The organism is Mesorhizobium sp. GW821-FHT04C10, assembly GCF_059420305.1.
In genome coordinates this window covers 3,510,113-3,532,001 of record NZ_JBWKTL010000001.1, presented here as the reverse complement: position 1 = coordinate 3,532,001, position 21,889 = coordinate 3,510,113, and the positions used below count along the sequence as shown (strand labels likewise).

The 21,889-nt window shown below is 63.5% G+C and carries 19 protein-coding genes; 2 read left to right on the top strand and 17 right to left on the bottom strand.

Annotation, left to right across the window (positions count from 1 at the left end; all coding sequences use genetic code 11):
- Positions 1-170 precede the first annotated feature (170 nt).
- The 13 genes from AC07UC_RS17155 to AC07UC_RS17095 all read right to left on the bottom strand — a co-directional run bounded on the left by AC07UC_RS17155 (position 171) and on the right by AC07UC_RS17095 (position 15,930).
- On the bottom strand, positions 171-1,436 hold the full coding sequence (locus AC07UC_RS17155; protein WP_494906830.1) for an ABC transporter substrate-binding protein: 1,266 nt from the start codon (positions 1,434-1,436) through the stop codon (positions 171-173).
- 40 nt (positions 1,437-1,476) lie between these two features.
- Complete coding sequence (locus tag AC07UC_RS17150; RefSeq protein WP_140775695.1) at positions 1,477-2,307, bottom strand: carbohydrate ABC transporter permease; 831 nt, start codon at positions 2,305-2,307, stop codon at positions 1,477-1,479.
- The gene (locus AC07UC_RS17145) at positions 2,304-3,227 is read right to left on the bottom strand and encodes a carbohydrate ABC transporter permease (protein WP_140775694.1); all 924 of its coding nucleotides are present in this window, start codon (positions 3,225-3,227) and stop codon (positions 2,304-2,306) included. Before AC07UC_RS17145 ends, AC07UC_RS17150 begins: the two co-directional genes overlap by 4 nt.
- A complete protein-coding gene (locus AC07UC_RS17140) occupies positions 3,220-4,377 on the bottom strand; it encodes an ABC transporter ATP-binding protein (RefSeq protein ID WP_494906829.1) in 1,158 nt (385 codons plus the stop codon). The genes AC07UC_RS17145 and AC07UC_RS17140 overlap by 8 nt, the downstream gene beginning before the upstream one ends.
- Complete coding sequence (locus AC07UC_RS17135; RefSeq protein ID WP_494906828.1) at positions 4,374-5,210, bottom strand: metallophosphoesterase family protein; 837 nt, start codon at positions 5,208-5,210, stop codon at positions 4,374-4,376. The genes AC07UC_RS17140 and AC07UC_RS17135 overlap by 4 nt, the downstream gene beginning before the upstream one ends.
- 247 nt (positions 5,211-5,457) lie before the next feature.
- Positions 5,458-5,865 carry a carboxymuconolactone decarboxylase family protein gene (locus AC07UC_RS17130; RefSeq protein ID WP_494906827.1) on the bottom strand — a complete coding sequence of 136 codons (408 nt, stop codon included), beginning with the start codon at positions 5,863-5,865 and terminating at the stop codon, positions 5,458-5,460.
- A 147-nt stretch (positions 5,866-6,012) separates the two neighbouring features.
- Positions 6,013-6,954, bottom strand: coding sequence for an IS110 family transposase (locus AC07UC_RS17125; RefSeq protein ID WP_494903677.1), 942 nt, complete (start codon positions 6,952-6,954; stop codon positions 6,013-6,015).
- Between the two features lie 459 nt (positions 6,955-7,413).
- On the bottom strand, positions 7,414-8,910 hold the full coding sequence (locus AC07UC_RS17120; protein WP_494906826.1) for a sugar ABC transporter ATP-binding protein: 1,497 nt from the start codon (positions 8,908-8,910) through the stop codon (positions 7,414-7,416).
- Positions 8,910-9,959 carry an SMP-30/gluconolactonase/LRE family protein gene (locus AC07UC_RS17115; protein ID WP_494906825.1) on the bottom strand — a complete coding sequence of 350 codons (1,050 nt, stop codon included), beginning with the start codon at positions 9,957-9,959 and terminating at the stop codon, positions 8,910-8,912. Before AC07UC_RS17115 ends, AC07UC_RS17120 begins: the two co-directional genes overlap by 1 nt.
- Positions 9,956-12,079 carry an ABC transporter permease gene (locus AC07UC_RS17110; RefSeq protein WP_140775688.1) on the bottom strand — a complete coding sequence of 708 codons (2,124 nt, stop codon included), beginning with the start codon at positions 12,077-12,079 and terminating at the stop codon, positions 9,956-9,958. Before AC07UC_RS17110 ends, AC07UC_RS17115 begins: the two co-directional genes overlap by 4 nt.
- 75 nt (positions 12,080-12,154) lie before the next feature.
- Positions 12,155-13,180: a sugar ABC transporter substrate-binding protein gene (locus AC07UC_RS17105; protein WP_140775687.1), complete on the bottom strand. Its 1,026-nt coding sequence runs from the start codon at positions 13,178-13,180 to the stop codon at positions 12,155-12,157.
- A 60-nt stretch (positions 13,181-13,240) separates the two neighbouring features.
- Positions 13,241-14,227, bottom strand: a complete 987-nt coding sequence (locus AC07UC_RS17100; protein ID WP_140775686.1) for an ABC transporter permease — start codon at positions 14,225-14,227, stop codon at positions 13,241-13,243.
- Between the two features lie 269 nt (positions 14,228-14,496).
- Complete coding sequence (locus AC07UC_RS17095; protein WP_202326882.1) at positions 14,497-15,930, bottom strand: DHA2 family efflux MFS transporter permease subunit; 1,434 nt, start codon at positions 15,928-15,930, stop codon at positions 14,497-14,499.
- 122 nt (positions 15,931-16,052) lie between these two features.
- On the opposite strand from AC07UC_RS17095, the gene AC07UC_RS17090 reads away from it, so the two are divergent.
- Positions 16,053-17,054: an ornithine cyclodeaminase family protein gene (locus tag AC07UC_RS17090; protein ID WP_140775684.1), complete on the top strand. Its 1,002-nt coding sequence runs from the start codon at positions 16,053-16,055 to the stop codon at positions 17,052-17,054.
- Positions 17,051-18,559 (top strand): HAL/PAL/TAL family ammonia-lyase, encoded by a 1,509-nt coding sequence (locus AC07UC_RS17085; protein WP_494906824.1) that lies wholly within the window; start codon positions 17,051-17,053, stop codon positions 18,557-18,559. The genes AC07UC_RS17090 and AC07UC_RS17085 overlap by 4 nt, the downstream gene beginning before the upstream one ends.
- Here the strand turns inward: AC07UC_RS17085 and AC07UC_RS17080 are convergent, their stop codons facing one another.
- From AC07UC_RS17080 to AC07UC_RS17065, 4 genes are all read right to left on the bottom strand, one after another.
- Positions 18,560-19,363, bottom strand: coding sequence for a 3-methyl-2-oxobutanoate hydroxymethyltransferase (locus tag AC07UC_RS17080; protein WP_494906823.1), 804 nt, complete (start codon positions 19,361-19,363; stop codon positions 18,560-18,562).
- A 49-nt stretch (positions 19,364-19,412) separates the two neighbouring features.
- Positions 19,413-19,724, bottom strand: coding sequence for a MocE family 2Fe-2S type ferredoxin (locus AC07UC_RS17075; RefSeq protein WP_140775681.1), 312 nt, complete (start codon positions 19,722-19,724; stop codon positions 19,413-19,415).
- Positions 19,725-19,753: 29 nt separating this feature from the next.
- Positions 19,754-20,845 carry a fatty acid desaturase family protein gene (locus AC07UC_RS17070; protein WP_494906822.1) on the bottom strand — a complete coding sequence of 364 codons (1,092 nt, stop codon included), beginning with the start codon at positions 20,843-20,845 and terminating at the stop codon, positions 19,754-19,756.
- A 73-nt stretch (positions 20,846-20,918) separates the two neighbouring features.
- Entirely contained in the window at positions 20,919-21,833 is a 915-nt protein-coding gene (locus AC07UC_RS17065) for a sugar phosphate isomerase/epimerase family protein (protein WP_494906821.1), read from the bottom strand.
- Positions 21,834-21,889 lie beyond the last annotated feature (56 nt).

Below are 21,889 nucleotides of genomic sequence, written 5' to 3'. Positions count from 1 at the left end.
CAGCGCCGAGACGGATGAGGGGTGTTCCAGCGGAGTGAGGCGTTGGCGTCCAGCTGGAGCACCCCTCATCCGACCTCGCTTCGCGAGGCCACCGCCCTGGGGCGAGCCACGGGTCTCGCCCCGTCCTTCTGCCCCCACAAGGGGAGAAGGTAAGTCCCCGCCACAAGCCCTCACTGCGTCGGCAGCATGCCTTCGACGTCGCTGGCCGCGTCAGTGAGCGCTTCCTTGGGCGAGGCCGACTGGTCGACGATGCGCGACAGATTGTCGACGATCGTCTGCGTCACCTTCACACCGTTGGTGCCCGGGAAGGCATACCACGGAACCATCAGCGGCATCTGGCTGAGCCCGGCCTGGAACAGCGGGTTCTTCTTGTAGAAATCGCCGAGATAATCTGACGATTTCGCCGCCAGCTCATTGTTGGGGACATAGCCCGTGCCCGGCACGACGACAGAAGCGCCATAGGGGCCGGCGGCGAATTTCGCGAACTTCCAGGCGGCCTCCTGCTTGGCCGTATCCTTGGTCAGGATGACCACGGCGTTGCCGCCGGTCGGCAGACGACCGTTGACCGGATCGATCAGCGGGATCTTGGCGGTGCGCAGCGTGAACTTGTCGCCGACATTCTTGATCGTGTTGACCAGCGCGCCGGTGGTCTGGAATTCGAAGCCGACCTTGCCGGCCGCGAAAGCCTGCTCGCCCGCAGGCTTGGTGAAGACCGGCATGCCGCCCTCCTTCACCATCCGCTCCAGGATCTCCACCGCCTTCTCGCCTTCCGGCCCGTTGAAGGCGACCTTGCTTTCGTCCTCGTTCAGCATCTTGCCGCCGGCGCCGAACAGCAGCGCCGAGAACATCCAGTCATCGCCCTGCCAGCGGAAGTCGATACCGTCGACGCCATTGCCGAGCGCCTTGATCTTGCCGCCGAGCGCGATCACCTCGTCCCAGGTCCTGGGCGGATTGTCCGGATCGCCGCCGGCCGCCTTCACCAGGTCGGCATTGTAATACATGATCGGGTTGGAGGTGGCGAAGGCGAGACCAACCTGCTTGCCGTTGACCTGCGCGAGCTTCAGGATCGTGTCGGAGAAGCCGAGCTCCGCCATATTGCCTTCCTTCTTGACCAGCGGGCCAAGATCGACGGCGACGTCGCGCTCGTTCAGCATACGCAGGCGGTTGAGGCCGATGAAGGTGATGTCGGGCATCTCGTCGGTGCCGGCCTGGCGAAGAATGGTCTGGATGCCTTCCTCATAGGTCGCCGACGGGCTGGCGAACTGGATCTTGATATCAGGGTTTTCCTCCATGAACTTCTTCGAGATCGTGTCCATCACGTTCTTGAAAAAGCCGGGCATCGGGTAGTGAACCGTCAGCGTCGTCTCGGCATAGGCCGGAAGGGCCGCCGCCAGCGACACCGCCGCCGCGGCGAAAATCCTGGAAAAATGCTTCATTGCTCGTGCTCCTTGTTGGCCCAGTCAATTATTCGCAGATTCAACCTTTGAGACCGGTCATGGTGATGCCCTCGACGAAACGCTTCTGCGCGAGCAGGAAGGCGGCGACGAGAGGAAGGGTGATGATCAGCGTGGCGGCCATCAGCGCGCCGTAGTCGTCGCCGGCCTCGGCCGCGCGGAAATACATCAGGCCGAGCGGTGGCGTGGCGTAGGCCTGCTTGCTGACGACGATCAGCGGCCAGTAGAGGTCGTTCCAGTGCGCAACGACGGAAAAGATCGCGAAGGCTGTGACCGCCGGCCACGCATTGGGCACGATGACGCGCGCGACGATGCCGAGTTCGGACATGCCGTCGAGTCGCGCCGCGTGGAGCAGGTCGTCGGGCATGGCACGGAAGAACTGCAGGAACATGAAGATCGCGAACACCGATATGGTGAAGGGCGCGACCAGAGAGGTGTAGCTGTTCAAGAGCGACATCCTGTCGAAGGCGACATAGAGCGGCAGCGCCGTCGCGTGGATCGGCACCAGAAGGCCGAGCATGACCAGCACCATCATCAGCCGCGCGGCCCGGAACTTCAGCTTGGCCATCGCGTAGGCGCAAGGGATCGCCACCACGACCTGGAAGAAGAAGATCAGGCCGCACACGACGACGCCGTTCCACAGCAGCGTTGCCATCGGCACCTTGGCCAACGCCTTGGCGAAATTCTCGGCAAAGTAGAAATGCTGAGGGATGAGCGACAACGACGAGGTGAAGATATCGCTCTGCGTCTTGCCCGCCGTCGAGATCATGAAGATGTAGGGCGCAAGGATCATCAGCGCGCCGAGCGAAAGCAGCGCGAAGCGGATGATGCGGCCGGCCGGAATGCTCGTCATGTGTAGTGCACCCGCCGGTCGAGCACGCGGTATTGCACAAGCATCAGCACGACCAGGATCGCCAGGAAGACGACGGTCATTGCCGAGGCGTAGCCGACCCGCAGATAGACGAACCCTTCCTGGTAGATGGTGAAGAGCAGCACTTCCGACGCCTTGTTGGGGCCGCCATCGGTCAGCATCTTCACCGTTTCGAAAACCTTCACCGCATTGGTGATGCTGATGGTGACGACGAACAGCGTCGTCGGCCCAAGCATCGGCCAGGTGACCAGGAAAAACCGGTCGAGCGCCGATTTCGCGCCGTCGACATGGGCGGCGGCATAGAGTTCACGCGGGATCGCCGTCAGGCCCGCCAGGAACAGCACCATGTTGAAGCCGACCGATTGCCAGATGCCGATGATCGACAGGCTGTAAAGCACGGTGTTCGACGCGCCGAGCCAGTTCGGGCCGGGAATACCGGCAAGCGAAAGCAACGCGTTGAGCGGCCCGATCGTCGGGTGGAAGATGTACTGCCAGACGGTCGCCATCGCGACGATCAGCGAGGCGACGGGCAGGAAATAGACGGTGCGGAAAAAACCGCGCGCCCGGCCCTCGCCTTCGATCAGCAGGGCAACGCCCAGGCCAAGCACGATCGAGACCGGCGCGACGATGGCTGTATAGACCGAGGTGTTCCACAGCGACCGGCGAAAGGTACGGTCGTTCAGGAGATGCGCGTAATTCTCGAAGCCGACGAAGCGGAACTTGCCGTAGCCGAGCTCGAAATCGGTGAAGCCGAGAAAGATGACGGCGGCCACCGGCAACAGCACGAACAGCAGCAACAGCACGATGGCCGGCGCCGCCAGCAGCCAGGCGGTCCGGTCCTCGCTGCGCGCGCGCAGCGCCGCCGCGCTCGGGACGTTGCCCGCCAGCGCAACGCTAGACATAAGCCGGCTCCTGCCGCGCGCCCGCCACATCCGCAGTGCGCAACCGCCGTCCCTCCGGCCCGAAGACCATCGCCTGTTCGGGCGACAGAAGGATGCCCACCGGCATTCCGGCAATCAGGTCTCTCGCCTCGTGCGGCGCCAGCTTGGCGATGATGATGTCGCCGGAGGCGTCGAGGCGGCAATGGGCAATAACTTCCGAGCCGAGGAATTCGAGGCGCTCGATCCGTCCGGCAAGGCCGCTCCGGCCGCTGGGGGAAAGTCCTACGAATTCGGGCCGGATGCCGAGGCTGACCGGACCGGTCGCAACCTTCTCCAGCAGGGCCAGCCGGATGCCCTCGAAGCCGACACGGCCGCTTTCGGCCTGTGCCTGGATGATGTTGATCCTCGGTTGGCCGACGAAGCGCGCGACCTCGATATGGGCGGGATCGTTGTAGATCACGTCGGGCGCAGCAAGTTGCAGCAGATTGCCGCCGATCATCACCGCCACGCGGTCGGCCATCGAAAGCGCCTCGGCCTGGTCGTGCGTCACATAGAGCGTCGGCACGCCGGCGCGGCGGTGCAGTTCGACGATCTCGCCGCGGGCATGGACGCGCAGATTGGCGTCGAGATTGGAGAGCGGCTCGTCCATCAGGAAGATCGAGGGCTGGCGCACCATGGCGCGCGCCAGCGCCACGCGCTGTCGCTGGCCACCCGACATCTGCCCCGGCTTGCGGTCGAGCAGATGGTCGATCTTGAGCAGACCCGCCATCTCGCGCACATCGCGCGCGATGCCGGTGCGGATATCTTTCTGGCCGGGCAGCAGCGGGCCGACGAGCGGCAGGCGCTGCGACCGGCTCAGCCGCTTCATGGCAAGCGGAACGGCGATGTTCTGGCCGGCCGTCAGATGCGGATAGAGGGCGTAGGACTGGAACACCATGGCGATGTTGCGATCGGCCGCGGCAACCGGCGACATGTCCCTGTCGCCGACGAAGATCTCGCCGCTGTCTGCATGGTCGAGCCCTGCCAGGATGCGCAGCAAGGTGCTCTTGCCACACCCGGAAGGACCGACAAGAGCGATGAACTCGCCGGGCTCCACATCAAGGCTGATGCCGTTCAGAATGGCATTGCCGCCAAACGACTTTTTCACGCCGCGAAGCGAAAGCGCGCTCATGACGCGACCTTCTTGCGAACCTTGTGCGCCTCGTGCGGATAGACCTCCTCGACCACGTCATCCAGGACATGGACCGTCATGCCGGGGATGGTGACGATCTCGCTGGCGATCGTGTCGGCGAATTGATGGACAACGGCGCCAAGCAGCCGCTCGCCCGGCATATCGCGCTCCATGTCGCCGACGACGAAGGCCGCCGACGGACCCCATACAAGCGACGTGTTTTCATATTCGCCCTGCCATGCCCGGTGCAGGTGACCACTGGCGAACAGCGCAACATCGTGGGCGCCGATCAGCTCATAAAGACGCTGCCGCTGCGCCGGCCTGACGCTCCAGTAACCCGTGTCGCCCTCGCCGGGCTCGTCGATGAAGAGCGGCTTGTGGGCGAAGAGCGCGACGCGCCGGCCGCCGCGGCTTTCCAGTGCGGTCCGCAGCCATTCGAACTGCGCCTCTTCCTCGGCATCGTCAAAACCCATCAGCAGGCTGTCCAGCCCGATGAAGCGCCAGGTGCCAGCGTCCTCCATCCAGTAATCCGGGCCAACCAGCCGGCGCCAGCGCTCGAGGCGCCCGGCATTGACCGGCTGCAGCGAGCCGGGCAGATGGCCGACATCGTGATTGCCGGGCACCAGCAGCATCGGCTTCGAGATCTCCCGCATCAGATCCATGCAGAAGGCAATGTCGTCGTCCCGGTCGGCACCGTCGACGCTGAGGTCGCCCGTGTGGATGACAAGGTCAGCACCGCTCTGCTCGATCCAGGCGGCAAGCGGCTGCCAATTGCCGTTGAAATGCGGCTTGGTCGGGCTGAAATGAGTGTCTGTGATCTGAACGATTTTCATGCCGGCTCCACCATGCGAGCCGAGCCTCCCGGCGAGCGGCATCGCATGGGGCTTCCTTAGTGCCGTTCCATGTCACTTCCTTAACAGCCGCTGGGGTAATCCGCGCAATTGCGGGCAGCGGCCGGCGAAGGGTAGCCGGCGGCAACCGGCGCAGCGTGGAAAGCGTCCGGATTTCAGTCGCTTGCCACTACTTGGCTACAGAACAGCCGCGCTCACAATCTTGCGACGGCGCGGCGGGAAATCACGCTCACTTCACCTCGAATTGCGGGTCGACCGGAATCTGCATCGCCGTGACCAGATGGTTGGTCTGCCCCGCCAGCCCGATGATTGACACCAGCTCGCCATGCTGCGCATCGGTCATCCCCTTGGCGCGCGCCGCCGCCGTGTGCGAATGGACGCAGTAGGAACAGCCATTGGCGGTCGAGACGGCGATATAGATCATCTCCTTGGTCAGCGGATCGATGGCGCTGTCGGCCACCATCACCACCTTGAGCTGCTCCCACACCCGCTTCAGCGACACCGGATCATTGGCCAGCCCGCGCCAGAAATTGTTGACGAAATCCGATTTGCGCGTCGCGCGGATATCGTCGAACACGGCCTTCACCGCCGGGATTTTTTCTACCTCGGCATCGCTGAGGAGTTTTGTGGTGGCCATGGGGTGGTCCTTCCGTTTCGATCGATGAATTAGGTCGTTGAATCAAGCTTGGAGCAAAGGCGGCTAACCAGCATCTCTGATTCAGTTTTTGATGCAGATTTGAGCAGAACCGTGGAGGTTTGCGGAGCCCCTCCTCACCTTTCGTCATCAACTCTGAGGAATGGTGGCGTCTCTGAGCCTGGCGTTTAGAGTGACAACGATCTTTCGCATGACTGCAGCGATGGCCACCATTGGCTTTTTGCCGTTGGCGATGAGGTGTTTGTAGAAGGTTGCGAACTCGCCCCTTCCGGCAGCGGCGTGCAATGCGGGCATGTAGAGCATGCTCCTGATCTCCGGTCGTCCGCCACGGATTTTGCGGTAGCCTTGCTTTTGCCCGCTGTCGTTTGGATGAGGCGCGAGCCCTGCAAGCGCGGCAGCCTTTCGACGTGTCATGGTGCCGAGTTCGGGCAAGATGGCCAGCAGCTTGGCGGCCACGATTGGGCCGAGACTGTCCATGGCCGTGCAGATGGCGGCTCGATGCTTGAGGGCGCTGCTGTTGGCGATCAGCTCGCGCATGGCTGCATCGATCGCCTGGATCTGACGCTCGACGACTTTGATCACGGCCTCGAAGGAGGCGGCGAGGTCTCGAGCACTAGGTGCCTTGGCGCGGTTCTTCTCGGCGATCTTGATGGCGATGAGCTCCTGGCGGCGGCGCACCAAGGCGCGCAAGCGGGTCTCGTCGGGGTCCGGAGCCTGCCAAAGGGTCAGCTTTTCCCAGCGTTCGCGGCCGTAGGCCCTCAACATCGCGGCATCGATGGCATCGCTCTTCCCGTGGGTGCCGTAGGAGCGGATGAAGCTCTTGACCTTGAGCGTGTCGGCGCGATGGCAGGCGATGCCGGCACGCAGGCACTCTTCGAGCAGCAGGCCTTCATGGCCACCGGTCGGTTCACAGACCACAAGGTCTGCCTGCTTGTGGCTCTTGAGGAAGGCGCGGATCGTGCGTCGCTGGTTGTCGATGACATGGGTGGTGGTGCCGTCGGCGGCGGTGATGGTGTCCTTGGCGATATCGAGGCCGAGGCACAGTTTCGGTTGTTGGTGCAAGAAGGCCATGCTGGTGGTATCCTTGTCAGGCTTCGGATTGTTTGCGGGCGTGGCGCCAGCCAGCGGCCAATCAACTCTCCAAGCGATGGCGGACAAAGACGGCAGGGACCATGATGACGTCGGGTGTTGCCCGATCCCAGGGACGGTCGCCTGCCGCCGGGACTGCCGGTTGTGATGGGCCGCAGTCCCGGCCGCCAGACTACCCGATCCTTCTCAAACAATCCTAGGGCGGAGCAGGAGCGAAGCTCCGTCGCGGAGACCCTGGGATCCATTCCGTGACGTCTATCGAAGTGTGCAGCGGAGCAGAATCCTGCACCGTGGCGGCGCATCCGAGTCCCGGCATGGATCCTCGGGTCTGCGCTGCGTCGCTACGCTCCTTGCTCCGCCCGTGGATGACGAAATGAGGGATGCCTCGGCTAATCTCCGGTGTTCGATCCAACGGCGCGATCATCCGCTTTACCCCGCAACCTAATGCACGGCCGCATACATGATCTTCTCCTCCGTGGCCTCGGCCGGCGAAAACTCCTCGACGATGCGGCCCTGGCGGCAAACGAGAATCCGGTCGGACAGGTTCATGATCTCCGGCAGGTAGGAGGAGATGACCACGACCGCCAGCCCCTCGTCGGCCAGCCGGTTGATGATCTGGTGGATCTCGGCGATGGCGCCGACATCGACGCCGCGCGTCGGCTCGTCGAAGATGACGATGCGCGGCTTTTGCACCAGCCCCTTGCCGATCACCACCTTCTGCTGGTTGCCGCCAGAAAGCTCGACCACGCGCGCATTGTCGTTGATCGCCTTGATATTGAGCGTCTTGGTCCATTCGGCCGAGAGCTGCCGCATCTCTTGCGCATTGATCACCCAGGCCTTTTCGCGGCCGGCCGCCAGCAGTCCGCCGAACAGGTTCTCGGCAATGCCCATCGTCTCGAAAATGCCTTCGCTCTTGCGGTCCTCGGTGACATAGACGATGCCGTCGGCCACCGCCTCGCTCGGCACGAGATAGCGCACCGGCCTGTCATCGAGCTCGATCGCCCCGCCGCGCAAGAAATCGCGCTTGTAGATGCCGGACACGATCTTGAAGGTCTCGGTGCGGCCGGAGCCGATCAGCCCGAACACACCGGTGATCTGGCCTTCGAAGATCGAGAAGGAATTGTTGCGCACGACATTGCTCATCGAAATGTCCTGCACCGACAACACCTTCTTGCCGGCCTTGCGCAGCTTGGCTTCGTCGCGCTGTCGGTAGATCTGCCCCGACAGTGTGCGCCCGACCATGGCGGCCACGATCTTGTCGCGGTCGAAGGCGGCTGTATCGTCGGTGACGACCAGTTCGCCGTCGCGCAAAATGGTGATGCGGTCGGCAATGGCAAGCGCCTCTTCCAGCGCATGGCTGATGAAGACGATCGAGACCCCATTCGCTTTCAATCGGCGGATCAGCGCGAAGAAATGCCGCTTCTCCTCAGGCGTCAGCGTCGCCGTCGGCTCGTCGAAGATGATGATTTCGGCATTGTGGTGCACCGCACGCCCGATCTCCACCATCTGCCGCTTGGCAGCGCCCAGCGTCGCCACCATCGCGTTGGGATCGACAGGAAAGTTCAGCGACTGCAGGAACTGCTGTGCTGAAATATACGTGCCGCGCAGCCGGTTGAGGAATTTTTCAGTACCGAGATAAAGGTTTTGCGCCACCGTCATCGACGGCACCAGGCTGGTCTCCTGGAACACCATGGCGATCCCGGCCTCGAGTGCCGCATGCGGCGAGGCGTAGGCGATCTCGCGCCCCTTGTGGAACATCTTGCCGGAGGTGGCGTCGACGACGCCGGCGATGATCTTGGTCAGCGTCGATTTGCCGGCACCATTCTCGCCGAGCAGCGCGTGGATCTCGCCCTTACGCAGGTCGAAGCTGACCTGTCTCACCGCGGGCACGCCGCGATAGGTCTTGGTGACGTTCTCCAGGCGAACGATCGGCTCCATCAGAAACCTCCCGAGTCGACGGCCAGCACACAGTCGCCGCCCTTGGAGGCGATGAACAGCCGGCCGTCCTTTTCCGCCACACTGCAGATGCCATGGCGCGTGCCGTTGGCGCGGCTGTGCAGGCTGTACTGCGGCTGCATGTTCCGATCCAGTTTGACCACCAGCCCGTAGGAGCGGCTCGGCGACCATGGCTTGTGGATGCCCATGGTGCGGATGCCGCCGCATTGCAGCGGTTCGAGGAAACTGCGGTTGGAGGCCAACGCCGGCGCGATCCAGTAGGCCGGCGGGACCTGTTCGATCATGTCCTGCCGGTAGTGCGTCTCCTGCAGCACGAATTCGATCAGCCGGTTGCGCGGCGCGAACAAGGTCAGCCACGCCCCGCCGTCGCGCGCCGGCGCGAGCCGCGCGGGATAGCCGGGCAGATGTGTCAGCACCGTCGAACGGTTGCCCGTCGCGCCGCTGAAACGGACAAGCTGGTGGCGCCAGCTTTCGCTCATCAGAACGCCCTCGCCTGCCGGATGGAGACCATTGGGGAACGCGATGTCGCCGGCGACTTTCTGGAAGCCGATCGCTCCCGGGCCACATCGCCACAGCGAACCGGACGCGCCCTTCTTCATCAGGTCGGCGGCCCATTGCGATGGCGCGTGCTCAGCCGAACCATTGGCGAGCCAGAGCGTGCCGTCATCGGCATAGGCAAGTGCGGTGATGCAACGCACATCCGCCGGCAGCGACACCTCCTTGCCCGATATCAGCAGCTTGCCGCTTTCGAGCGCCACCGTCAGTTCACCCGATGGCGACAGCGCCAGCGCCGAGACGGGGGACGCAAAGGTCTCGACAAGCTTGGGCTCGGCTCCGGCGCCAAGCGAATAGACGGCGTTGCCGCTTGAGGCGAGCAACCTCTCACCGGAGGCCAGCAGATTGTCCGGCTCGGTCAGTTCGGCAAACGCAGGCGCGTCATCGAGCCGCGTGTTGGGCCGGAAGGCGCCGTCGAGCGGCGGGATGGTGACCGCCTTGCCGCGAAACATATCCAGGATCGGATCGAGGATCATGGCTTTGCCCCCCAATAGGAAGCGGGGCTGGTCCAGTTCGGGTCGGCGCCCGAAATCTTGTAACGGCCGATGCGGTTGTTGAGGATGCCGCCGACGAAAAGATATCCCTTGTGCTCGCGCATCGAGGTGACCATCGGATGCGCATCGCCGGTGAGGTCGCCAAGTGCCTCGACGATGCCGCCCTTCTCGTTGAATTTCACCACGCCGCCGGTGTTGATGTTGGGGAACAGCCACTCGTCCTGCGGCAGCCGGCGCGTCATGCGCTTGCGCATGTCGGGATGGCGCAGCGACAGGTCGAAGCTTGGCGTGCGCATGCCCAGCCACGCCATCCAGTAATTGCCGTCCGACGCCCGGTTGATGTTGTCGGGATAGCCCGGCATGTCGCGGATGACGCATTCGGCGGTGCCGGCTTTCGGCCCTTCGAGCCAATAGCGATGCACGCGGCAGGCCCAGCTTTCGGCGAAGAACAGCGACTTGCCGTCATGGGCCATGCACACCCCATTGGTGTAGCGATAGCCGTCGAGCAGCGTCTTCGTCGAACCGTCCTTCGGATCGTAGACCAGCAGGCGCCCGGTGGCGCGGTTCTCGATCGAGTCCAGCGCCCAATCGTGGGCGTCATATCGCTTCGTCGAATCCGTAAAATAGATGCGGCCGTCCGGCGCGATGTCGCAATCATTGGGATCGCGCAGCCGGGCATCGTCGACGATCGAGGTCCAGGAGCGTGACGTTTCCGCCGACAGCCGTTTGACTTCGCGCTGCGGCGAAACGGAATAGAGCCCCATGGCGCCGACGCAGCTGATCAGGTTGCCCGATTTATCGAAGGCAAGCCCCAGCGGAAAGCCGCCAATATGGGCAAACACTTCAGATTTCACATAGTCCGGCGCGAAGAAGCGGACAATCTCGCCATGCCGGGTGCCGCAATAGAGATTGTCGTCACGGTCGAGGATGACATCCTCGGGCCCTTCCAGCTCACCGAGCCCGATATGATCGGCCGCGGACAGACGGTTGTCGAGCTCGTAAGGCGTGCCGGAGCCCGGCACCGCAGACTGTGTCTCGCCCATCTTGAGATAGACCGGTGCGACATAGACTTCGTTGAGCACCTTGTGGCGGTTCTTCAGCCAGCGGATGTCGATTGTGACCGCCACCGCCAGCATGATGCCGAGCACCATCTGGTTGGTGCCGGTGCCGTAGCCCAGCCGGATCAGCCCGTTGGTCATGGTCAAGACGATGATGGCGCCCATCAGCCCCTTGATCACCGAGCCGCGCCCGCCGCCAAGGCTGACGCCGCCGACCACCGCGGCCGTCAGCGCCATGATTTCGAGGTTGAGGCCGGTGCCCGGCCCTGCACCGCTCAAGCGGCAGGCAATGAGGAAACCGCCGATCGAGGCGCAGAAACCCGAGAAGACATAGGTCATGAACACGGTGCGGCGCACGCGGATGCCGGCATTGTGCGCCGATCGCCTGGAGCCGCCGACCGCCAGCACATGCCATCCCGGCCGCGAGCGCGTCAGCGCGATATGGGTGACCACGGCGAGGATGATCGCCAGCCACACCGAGACCGAGAGGCCCCAGAAGGTGCTGTCGCCGATGAAATCCAACACATCAGACGTGGCGGTCGAAAGCTGCACGTCGGCGGCATAGGTGGTGACGAGGATGTCGAACAGCGCCCGCCCGAAGATGAAGGTGACCAGCGTGGTGAGGAAGGCGCGCAGCCTGAGATATCCGACGAGGTAGCCGTTGATGGCGCCGAAGACGAGGCCGGTGGCGAGCGAAGCGGCCAGCGCCAGCCAGATCGACTGTTCGAGGATGAAGAATACATAGACGGCCGAGAAGCAGGACAGCGCGAAGATCGAGCCGACCGAGAGATCGATGCCGCCGCCCAGCATCACCACCGTCATGCCGGTGACCACCATGGAGAATTCGCCGAGTTGGCGGGTCGATTCCTGCAGCGACGTCAGTTTGAAGAAACCCGGAATGATCGAGCCGAACACGCCGAGCGTTGCCACCAGCGCCAGGAACGGAATGGCATTGTCGGTCCAGCGTTTGGTCAGGATCTCGCCGACCAGATGGTCGGGCACGAGATTGTAGCGCCAGGACTGAAGGCGTTCGCGAAAGGACATCGGCTCACTGCGGTACGAGAAAGAGGTGGCCGGGCAATCCGGCCACCTCATTGATATCTGTCGGGAACGTGCGGTTTATTTCGCCGCCGCTTCGGCCTGCAGCGCCTTCAGGTCCCAGCAGCTGTCGGGCTTGAGATCGGCCTTGGTCGTCGCCTTCTCCAGCGTATAGATATAGGTGTGCGAGGTACCGGCCGGCTGGCCGCTCTGCAGCAGGAACTTGATGATGGCGTTCATGTCGCCCGACTGGCGGGCGAGATCGGTCATCACCACGGCGCCATAGGTGCCATCCTGCAGCTTGTCGCAATCGGCAGCCTTCTCGCCGCCGCCGGTGGTGACGAGAAACACCTTGCCGTCGAGCTTGGCGTCGCGGATCGCGGCGGATGCGCCGGTGGCGTCACCATCCCAGAAGTCGATGATCGAGCAGATGTCCGGGTTCTGCTGCAGCATCGTCGTCGTCACGTTGCGCGAGGTCGTCGCATCCCAGTTGGAGTCGGGCTTGGCCACTACCTTGAAGTCAGGATGCTTTTCCAGCACCTTCATGATGCCGGCATACTGATAGAGGCTGGAAGAGTTTGCCTGGTCGCCCTGCACCAGCCCGATCTTCTTCGATGAGTTTTCGCCGCAGCCCTTGATCGCCGCTTCGGCCTCGAGTTGGCCGAGCCGGTCCCAGTCGCTGCCGACGAAGGCATCGGCCGGGAAGTTGGCGGGGTTGTCGACCAGAAGAACATAGGTGCCGGCGGCCTGCGCCTTCTTCATCAGCTTGGAATAGGAGTTGAGGTCCGGTGCATGGATGATCAGCACGTCGGGCCTGGTGTCGGACGAGATCGCGTCGGTGATCGCCTGGGCGCCCGCATCGACCACCCAGTTCGGATCACGCGTCTCGAACACGCCGCCCCAGGCCTCGACTTCGGTCTTGAGATAATGCGCCCAGCCCTGCGCCAGGTCGAAGCCCATCGCCAGCGGCACCAGCATGACGCGCTTGCCCTTGAGCGCCTGCGCATAGGCGGCCGGGCCCGGATCATCGGCGGCGAAGGTCGGCGCCACGAAGGCGGTCACGGCCAGCGCCGTGGCGGCGGCCATCAGTGTTCTGATCAGTTTCATGTCACATCCTCTGTTTCGATTGTCATTGCCGGCCGATCGTCGCGATCGTTCCGGGTACCCCTAAATGTCGCCTTGCTGCGCGGTCTGTTCGTCGCGTGGATTGATGATGCCGTCGACGATGATGGCGCCGAGCAGGATCGCTGCCTTGATGAGGTTCTGGTAGAGTAGCGGAATGTCGATGATGGTCATGGCGTTGAGCAGGATGCCTATCAGCGCCGCCCCAACCAGCACGTTGCGCACCCCGCCCCGTCCGCCCGACAGGCCGATCCCGCCGATCACCGCCACCAGCACGATGTCGTAGAGCAGCGTCGAATTGACGACGCGCGTGTTGATCGAATGCAGGCTAGCCGCCGTCAGCAGGCCGGCGATCAGGGCAACGAAGGCAGACAGCACGTAGCGCAGCACCAGCATCGGCCGCACCGGGATGCCGATATTGCGAGCCGCCACCGGATTGTCGCCGGCAAAATAGATATAGCGCCCCCATTTGGTGTAACGCAGGAAGAGGAAGAACAGGAAGGCGAGGCCCGCGAAGACGAACACCTCGATCGGGATATCGAGGAAGCGCAGGCCGCCGAGCAGTTCGACCCAATGTCCCTGCGGCACCGGCACCGCATCCTGCGTGATCAGTTGCGAGCGCACATAGCCGAAGACGAAGGAGCCGGTGGCCAGCGTCACGAAAATCGCCGGCACGTCGGCATAGGCGACGAGGAAGCCGTTGAGCAGCCCGATGGCGAGCACGCCGGCCAGCACATAGGCGAAGGCCAGCCCGTCCGAGGTCCCCGTATTGAGCAGTTGCAGATACCAGGCGACCGACATCGCCATGATCGCCACGGCGGACAGGTCGATACCGCGGCCGATGATGACGACAGCCATGCCGAGCGCCAATATGCCCAGCACCGACACCGAGCGGACAATGGCGACGAGGTTGTTGGGATCTATGAAGCCCGGCAGCCCTATTGCCGCGGCAACGAAAAGCACCACGGCAATGGCAAAGACAATGCCTTCCTGATTCAGGCTCCTCGGATTTAGCCAGCCGGTCGTGTTCATGTCTGCATTTGCCCCGATGGCAGCGCTGCCATCCCGAAAGCCAGAGCTAATCGGCTCAGCGCCGGTTCGTCAAATGAATCCGCGTTCAGAACACCGGCTGATGTCGATATTCACCGGGTGGACACATTGATTGCCGAAACTGGCGCAATGCGCGGAAACTCCTGCATTTTTGGCAATCGATTGCGCCATCGCAGCCATTTACGAAAGCGTCGCATCAAGGCGAAAGGATGAGGCGGAATTTATCTCCGCATCAGGCGAAAAATTCGATCTCAGTTCGCCGGTACGTGGCCGGAAACCTCTGCCCCCGCCGCGGGCGGCAGCACGAGAAAACGCAATGCCGCGACCAGGCCGATGACACCGATCGCCAGGAAGGCGATTCGAAAATCGGCGAGGTCGAGCGCCGGCCGGTCCCTGGCGATCTGCGACAGGTTCAGGATCGCCGCAGCCACCGCCACGCCGAACAGCATCGCCACCTGCTGCAGCATGGACGACAGCGTCGCCGCCGAGCTGCGTTGCGCCGCATCGATATCGGCGAAGGCCAGCGTGTTGAGCGCGGTGAACTGCATCGACCGCGACAGGCCGGCGATCAGCATCAACACGACAACGAGCGCCTGCGGTGTCTGCGGCGAGATCGCTCCGCAAGCCATGATCGAGGCCGAGGCGATGATGCCGTTGACGACCATCACCGAGCGGAAGCCGAAACGCCGCAGCGTTGGCGTCGTTACCGTTTTCATGCCGAGATTGCCTAGAAAATAGGCCAGGATCATCAAGCCGGCATCGACGGGCGAGAGGCCGAAGCCAACCTGGAACAAAAGCGGCAGCAGGAACGGCGTGGCGTTGATCGCCATCCGGAATATGGTGCCCGCGGCGAGTGTCGAGAGGGCGAAGGTCAGCACCTTGAACGAGGAGAGATCGAGCAGCGGATGAGCCGCGCGCCGGAGATGCCGCACCGCCAGCCAGCCGATGACGATGCCCGCCGCGATCAGCAGCACCGTCGGCCGCAGGCCGTCCTCGGGATGCGCGATGCGCTCGAGGCCGTAGAGCAGGCAGGCGAGCCCGAGCGACGTCAGGAAAAACCCCGGCCAGTCGAGCGGCTTGGGATCGGCTTCCCGGTCACCCGGAATGAAGCGGGCGACCAGCGCCAGCCCGATCAGCCCAAGCGGTACGTTGATGAAGAAATTCCAGTACCAGGACAGGTAGGTGGTGATGAAGCCGCCGAGCACCGGCCCGACCACGGGCGCGAACAGCGCCGGCCAGGTGATCAGCGCGGTGGCGTTCAGCAGCTCGGACTTCGACGCATTGCGCAGGACAAGAATGCGGCCGACCGGCGTCATCAGCGCGCTGCCCAGCCCCTGCACGGCGCGAGCAGCGACAAATTGGGTCAGGTTTTCCGAAAAGCCGCAGGCGAGCGAGGCCAGAGTGAACAACGCGATCGCCACGAGAAAAATGTTGCGCGCGCCGAACCGGTCGGCAAGCCAGCCGGACAGCGGCACGAAAACAGCCATGGTCAGCATGTAGACCGTGATGCCGATGCTCATCGCCACCGCCGGCACGCCGAAGGAGGCACCCATCTGCGGCAACGAGGTCGAGATGATCGTCGAATCCAGCAATTGCATGAAGAAGGCGATGGCGACGATCAGCGCCACGCGCCGCGCACTGGTGGCCGTTGCCGGTAAGGCTTCAGTTTCGGGAATGGCAGTCATGTCGAAACCGGGTTGAACAGCATTTGACCGACTGCGTCCATAGCCAGCGCAACAAACTTTCGTGTCGCCTCGCGGCCTGCTATGGGATGAGCGGGGCGACAAAGGAAAAGGGCGCGCATAAAATGAAGCCCATCTACATCGACTACCTCAATGCTCTCGACATCGATGCGCTTGCCATGACCGACGGCGAAATCATTGCCGCCGTCGAGGCCGGCCTGGTCGCTCAGGGCAAGGGCCAGACCGTGATCGAGCCGCGTGTTCACCTGGAACCGGACCCATCCTTCCACGGCCATTTCAACGTCCTGCGCGGCTATGTGGCGCCACTCGATGCGGCGGGCGTGAAGATCGTCGGCGACTATGTCGACAACTATCTGCATGGCCTGCCCTCTGAATTCGGCATTCTCAACCTGTTCGATCCGCGCACCGGCACGCCGCGTGCCATCCTCGATGCCACGGTCATCACCGACATGCGCACCGGCGCCGTCACCGCCATCGGCGCGAAGCATCTGGCACGCAAGAACTCCAAGGTGCTCGCCCATATCGGCGCGCGCGGCACCGCCTATTGGAACGTGCGCCTGCTTGACCATCTCTTCGACTTCGACGAGATCCGCGTCCATTCGCGCCGCCCGGAAAGCCGTGACGGCTTTGCCGCCAGGCTCTCCGCCGACCTCGGCAAGAAAGTGACGGCGGTCGCCGACTGGAAGAGCTGCATCGAAGGTGCCGACATCGTTGTCGAGGCCTCGCGGCTGCCGGAGCCTCAGCCGCTGCTCAAGACCGAATGGATCAAGCCCGGCGCGCTGGTCGTGCCCTATGGCACGATGAGCGCGGTGGAGCTGTCGCTGACCGACATCATGCAGAAGATGGTGGTCGACGACTGGGGCCAGTGCAAGGGCGGCAAGTTCGGCTCGCTGCGGGCCCATGTCGAGACCGGGCGGCTCAGCGAAAAGACGCTGCATGCCGAACTCGGCCAGATCGCCGCCGGCCTCAAGCCTGGCAGGCAGAGCGACGACGAGACCATCCTGTTCTGGCATCGCGGCCTGTCGCTGTCCGACATTGCGCTCGGCAAGGCGATGCTCGCCAAGGCAGGAGAAAAAGGCATCGGCCAGAGGCTGCGTTTCGCATGAGCGCGCTCGTCCTCACCGGAGCCGCTGTCAGTGTCGGCGATATCGCCACCGTCGCCCGCGCAGCCCGCAAGGTGGAGATCGGCCCCGATGTCCTCGGCAGGCTGGACAAGGCACGGAAAGTGCTCGACCAGGCCGCAGCCTCCGGCCAGCCCATATACGGGCTGAACACCGGGCTCGGCGCCAATCTCGGCACAGCGGTCGAGGGCGACGCCAGTGCCTTCCAGCGCCAATTGCTGGAAGGGCGCAGCGGCGCGGTCGGCGAGGCGCTACCGGTTGAGGCGGTGCGGGCAACAATGGTCGCCCGCCTGGCGATGCTGTCGGCCGGCGGCTCCGGCCTCTCGCCCGCTGTCTTCGTCGCTCTGGTCGACGTGCTCAATGCGGGTGTCCACCCGGTGATGCCGTCGCTCGGCTCGATCGGCGCCGGCGACCTCGTGCTCATGACCGCGCTTGCCCGTGTGCTGATCGGCGAAGGTGAAGTCGACTATCAGGGCCGCCGCATGCCGGCGGCCAAGGCGCTGATGATGGGCCGCCTTGCGCCCATCAGCCTGGCACCCAAGGACGGGCTGTCGCTGATCAACGCCTCGGCGGTCTCCTCCGGCAGCGGCGCGCTGGCGGTAACTGATGCGCTGTCGGCGCTGGCCCAGCAGCAGCAGGCCGGCGCGCTGACCATGGAAGGTCTTGGCGCCAACCGCACCATCCTCGATCCGCGCCTGCACATGGCACGACCGGCCGCCGGCCAACAGGAAGCCGCCAAGGCCCTGCACGATCTGCTGGCCCGCGACGAGCCGCCGGCGCCGACCACCCTGCAGGACCCGCTGTCGATCCGCTGCATGCCGTCGATCCACGGCGCGCTGATCGAGGCGATCGGCCAGGCGAAACGTGCCGTCGAGATCGAGCTCAATGCCGCCGCCGACAACCCGCTGGTGCTCGGCGATGACGAACTGGTGCTGTCGACCGGCAATTTCCACACGGCCGCTCTTTCGCTCGCTTTCGAGACGCTCAGCCTGGCGATCGCGCAATGCGCCGCCGCTAGCGTCGCCCGCTTCATTCAGCTCACCGGCTCGGGACGCAACGGCCTGGCGAAATACCTGTCGCCGGTCGGCGGCGCGTCGGCCGGCTTCGTGCCGCTGCAGAAGACGGCGACATCGATCCTGGCCGCCATTCGCCACAAGGCCAATCCTGTGATGCTCGACTTCCTGCCGGTATCGGAAGGTGTCGAGGACCATGCGACCCAGTCCCCCCTCGCCGTTGCCAAATGCGCCGGGATGATCGCGCTGTGGCGGCGGCTGATAGCCTTCGAGCTGATGGCCGCCGCCCAGGCCGTCGACCTGCGTGAAGGGTCGACGCTGGGACCACGCACCGGCTCGATCTATGCGGCGGTGCGCGCGCATGTATCGATGCTGAAAGACGACCGGCCGCTGGGAACCGACGCCGAGGTGCTCCACGCCATGCTCGCCGATGGAGCGTGGCAAGGCGCTGCGACGGTCAGCCAGGAAACCGAATAATCAGCTCTTTGCGTCTACCCTTTTCATGAACAGGCCGAGTTCGGCCGGGTCCATGTGCACGATGTGCCTGTCCTCGGGATAGGCGCCACTGTTGACGTCGGCGACATATTCGGAGAATGCCGCCACCCGCTCCGCCTGCAGCCGGTCATATTCGGCGGCGAAATTGCGATAGACCTTGGAGTGGCGCGGCATGTGACCCCGGTTCTGGCCAAGGATATCCTCGGCGAACAGATATTGCGCGTCGCAGCCGGTGCCCGCCCCCATCGACAGCATGATCAGCGAGGTCCGCTCCGAGATGGCCTTGGCCACCTCCACCGGCACCACTTCGATCTCCGCGCCGATGGCGCCGGCGGCCTCCAGCTGCTTCACCGCTTCGAAGACCTGGATGGCGGTGTCGGCGGTCTTGCCGACCGCCTTGAAGCCGCCGGTCCAGGTGGCGCGGGACGGAATGAGGCCGACATGGCCGATGACGGGAATGGCATCGTCGGCCATCCGCTTGATCGTGGCATAGCCGGCGCTGCAATAGACCGCGTCGGCACCGGCCTTGTAGAGCCGGAACGCCCAGCGCAGGAAATCATCCGCCGTGCCGATCTCGAAGAAGTTTTCGCCCGGCATGGTGAACAGGCTGGGTGCGGCATCGCGATATTGCGGGTTGAGCACCAGTTCGGGCGACACCGACACGATGTCGACCCCTGCCCGTTCGGCGGCCTCCGCCTCATCAAGCGTCAGCACGCGCAGCATGGTCAGCTGGCGCTTGCCCTTCATGGCGCGCAGATCGGCGACGGTCGGTCTCTTTCGGCTCATTAGAACATCCCCTCTATTGCTTGCCAGGTGCTGGGTCGGTTGCCGCGCGTCAAATCTGGATCATCACCTTACCGGCCTCGATCTTCACCGGATAGGTCGCGAGATTGACGCAGACCGGCGCGCCCTTGGCCTGGCCGGTCTTGTAGTTGAAACGGCCATTATGCTTGGGGCATTCGATGATGTCGTCCATCACCAGCCCGTCGGCCAGATGCGCCTTCTCATGCGTGCAATAGCCGTCGGTGGCGAAGAACTGATCGTCCGGTGAGCGGTAGACCGCGAAGGTACGGCCGCCATGGTCGAAGCGGATGACATCCTCCTCCTCGACGTCATCCACCGCGCACGCTTCAACCCAATCGGCCATCTCGGTCTCCTGCCAACACTTCGCGATCGCTATTCGGCGGCCGCCGACATATCGACCTCGTGGAACTCGCCACGATAGGGCCTGGCCGTCGGCGGCAATTCGCGCTTGAGATAAAAATCCTCGTATTTCAGCTGCCTGAGCAGGACTGGCCAGACCTCGCGATAGGCATGCCACATCGACGGGTTCGGCTCCGGCAGATCGTGTTTGATCAGTTCGTGCAGCCTGGGCAGCGCGTGATACGGCACCATGGGGAACATGTGGTGCTCGACATGGTAATTCATGTTCCAGTAGATGAACCGGCTGATCGGGTTCATGTAGACGGTGCGCGTGTTGAGCCGGTGGTCGACGACATTGTCGGCAAGGCCGATATGCTGCAGCAGGCCGGTCGTCACCATGTGCCAGGTGCCGTAAAGGCGCGGCAGGCCGATCAGCACCAGCGGTATCCATGACCTCAGCGCGATCGCAAGAGCGATCGTCGCGACATAGATGGCCACGTGCCAGCGGGCGGCGACCACGGCCTTGTGCTGTTCCATTTCGGGGATGTAGCTCTTCTCCTCCGCCGACAGCGTGCCGAAGGCCTGGCGCACCAGCGTCGGCAGCGAATAGCGGAAATCGAGAATGCCGGTGAAGGCGAGCGCTGCCTTCAACAGATCCGGCGGACGCATCACGGCGATCTCGGCGTCGCGGCCGACGATGATGGTGTCGGTGTGGTGGCGGGCATGGCTCCAGCGCCATTGCACGGGATTGCGCATCAGCATGAAGGAGGCGATGTGATAGACGACATCGTTCATCCAGCGCGTGCGGAAGGCCGTGCCGTGGCCGCATTCGTGCCAGCGAGAGTCGCTCGACGAGCCGTAGAGCACGCCATAGACGAACAGGAACGGCACCACCCACCACGAACCCCAGAACCAGACGATGCCGGCGGCCGAACCCACGATGACAGCGAGCCAGATCACCGTGTCGCGGATGGCCGGCCCGTCCAAGCGCTGCATCAGTTCCTTCATCGCCTTGCGCGGCACGTCGGTGTGGTACCACTCGGCAGAGGCCAGGCCGGTCTCGATCGCCCTGCGTGTGCTTTCGCCGACCAGGCTGTAATCGCGCTTTCTTGCCATCGTCGTCATCGTCGCCTCGAGAGCATGATGTCGAAAAGTGTGAAGCGGTTTTTGGACGACATCCTGCTCTATCTCTTTGGACTTAGAGACCGTTGGCGCGGAATTTTCCGTCGAGGAATGTTTTCGCGCGCGGCACGTCATCCTCGGTCAGATGCTCGATGATGACAGGGATGTTCGGGTGCTTTTCGCTGAGGCGCCTCAGATAAAGATCATAGTTGAGCGAGCCCAGGCCAGGCGCCGGCAGCTCGATCTCGCCGACACCACGGAACGTCAGTCCCTCATGCGCGTCTGCATCGCCGATGTCGGCATGCTTCTCCGTCTTGTCGCTGCCCGAGCGCTTCACATCCTTGGCATGCGCGATCCGGATCTTGTCGCTCAGCGTGTCGAACACCTGGTTCAGCACCTGGTCCATGCGGTCGATGTTATGCGCTTCGAAGTAATTGGTCGGGTCCATCAGCAGGCCGAGGCCGGGATGGTCGACCTGCGCGAACATCTTCACCGTCTCCTCGACCGAACCCACGACATTGTTGACATAGGTTTCGAGCAGGAAGACCGCGCCGTGGTCATATGCGGTCTGGGCAAGGTCCGAAATCACCTTGCGGCATTCCTCGAAACCCTCCTCGGTCTTGTTCCTGGGGTCATGCACCCAGTCGGACTCGGTGTTGTAGGTTCCGGTCTCCGAAATCACGTAGGGCGAACCGAATTCGCGCGCGTTGCGGATGATTTCCTTGAGATAGCCGACGCGTTGCTCGCGCTCGGCCTTGTCGGGATGGATGATGTTTGTATAGCCGGAAATGCAGCACACCGGCAGATTGTGATCGCGGAACGTGTCTCGCACTTTTCTGGCCTTGTCCCGTGTGATCTGCCCGGCGGTGAGATCGATATCCCGGAAATGCAGATCGAGCTGCACGGTGTTGAAACCGAGCGCGCGGATGCGCCTGGCAGCCTCGTCGAGTTCGTAGGGAAAGTAGCCGGTGAATATCCCTGCCTGCATCATGATGTGAACTCCTCCCGGTAAGCGATTCAGCCGCCACGCTTTTTGCGCGGTCCGTA

Bases quoted from the DNA above. Each gene is read 5' to 3' on its own strand.
- AC07UC_RS17155 (WP_494906830.1), bottom strand. From the start codon at position 1,436: ATGAAGCATTTTTCCAGGATTTTCGCCGCGGCGGCGGTGTCGCTGGCG.
- AC07UC_RS17150 (WP_140775695.1), bottom strand. From the start codon at position 2,307: ATGACGAGCATTCCGGCCGGCCGCATCATCCGCTTCGCGCTGCTTTCG.
- AC07UC_RS17145 (WP_140775694.1), bottom strand. From the start codon at position 3,227: ATGTCTAGCGTTGCGCTGGCGGGCAACGTCCCGAGCGCGGCGGCGCTG.
- AC07UC_RS17140 (WP_494906829.1), bottom strand. From the start codon at position 4,377: ATGAGCGCGCTTTCGCTTCGCGGCGTGAAAAAGTCGTTTGGCGGCAAT.
- AC07UC_RS17135 (WP_494906828.1), bottom strand. From the start codon at position 5,210: ATGAAAATCGTTCAGATCACAGACACTCATTTCAGCCCGACCAAGCCG.
- AC07UC_RS17130 (WP_494906827.1), bottom strand. From the start codon at position 5,865: ATGGCCACCACAAAACTCCTCAGCGATGCCGAGGTAGAAAAAATCCCG.
- AC07UC_RS17125 (WP_494903677.1), bottom strand. From the start codon at position 6,954: ATGGCCTTCTTGCACCAACAACCGAAACTGTGCCTCGGCCTCGATATC.
- AC07UC_RS17120 (WP_494906826.1), bottom strand. From the start codon at position 8,910: ATGGAGCCGATCGTTCGCCTGGAGAACGTCACCAAGACCTATCGCGGC.
- AC07UC_RS17115 (WP_494906825.1), bottom strand. From the start codon at position 9,959: ATGATCCTCGATCCGATCCTGGATATGTTTCGCGGCAAGGCGGTCACC.
- AC07UC_RS17110 (WP_140775688.1), bottom strand. From the start codon at position 12,079: ATGTCCTTTCGCGAACGCCTTCAGTCCTGGCGCTACAATCTCGTGCCC.
- AC07UC_RS17105 (WP_140775687.1), bottom strand. From the start codon at position 13,180: ATGAAACTGATCAGAACACTGATGGCCGCCGCCACGGCGCTGGCCGTG.
- AC07UC_RS17100 (WP_140775686.1), bottom strand. From the start codon at position 14,227: ATGAACACGACCGGCTGGCTAAATCCGAGGAGCCTGAATCAGGAAGGC.
- AC07UC_RS17095 (WP_202326882.1), bottom strand. From the start codon at position 15,930: ATGACTGCCATTCCCGAAACTGAAGCCTTACCGGCAACGGCCACCAGT.
- AC07UC_RS17090 (WP_140775684.1), top strand. From the start codon at position 16,053: ATGAAGCCCATCTACATCGACTACCTCAATGCTCTCGACATCGATGCG.
- AC07UC_RS17085 (WP_494906824.1), top strand. From the start codon at position 17,051: ATGAGCGCGCTCGTCCTCACCGGAGCCGCTGTCAGTGTCGGCGATATC.
- AC07UC_RS17080 (WP_494906823.1), bottom strand. From the start codon at position 19,363: ATGAGCCGAAAGAGACCGACCGTCGCCGATCTGCGCGCCATGAAGGGC.
- AC07UC_RS17075 (WP_140775681.1), bottom strand. From the start codon at position 19,724: ATGGCCGATTGGGTTGAAGCGTGCGCGGTGGATGACGTCGAGGAGGAG.
- AC07UC_RS17070 (WP_494906822.1), bottom strand. From the start codon at position 20,845: ATGACGACGATGGCAAGAAAGCGCGATTACAGCCTGGTCGGCGAAAGC.
- AC07UC_RS17065 (WP_494906821.1), bottom strand. From the start codon at position 21,833: ATGATGCAGGCAGGGATATTCACCGGCTACTTTCCCTACGAACTCGAC.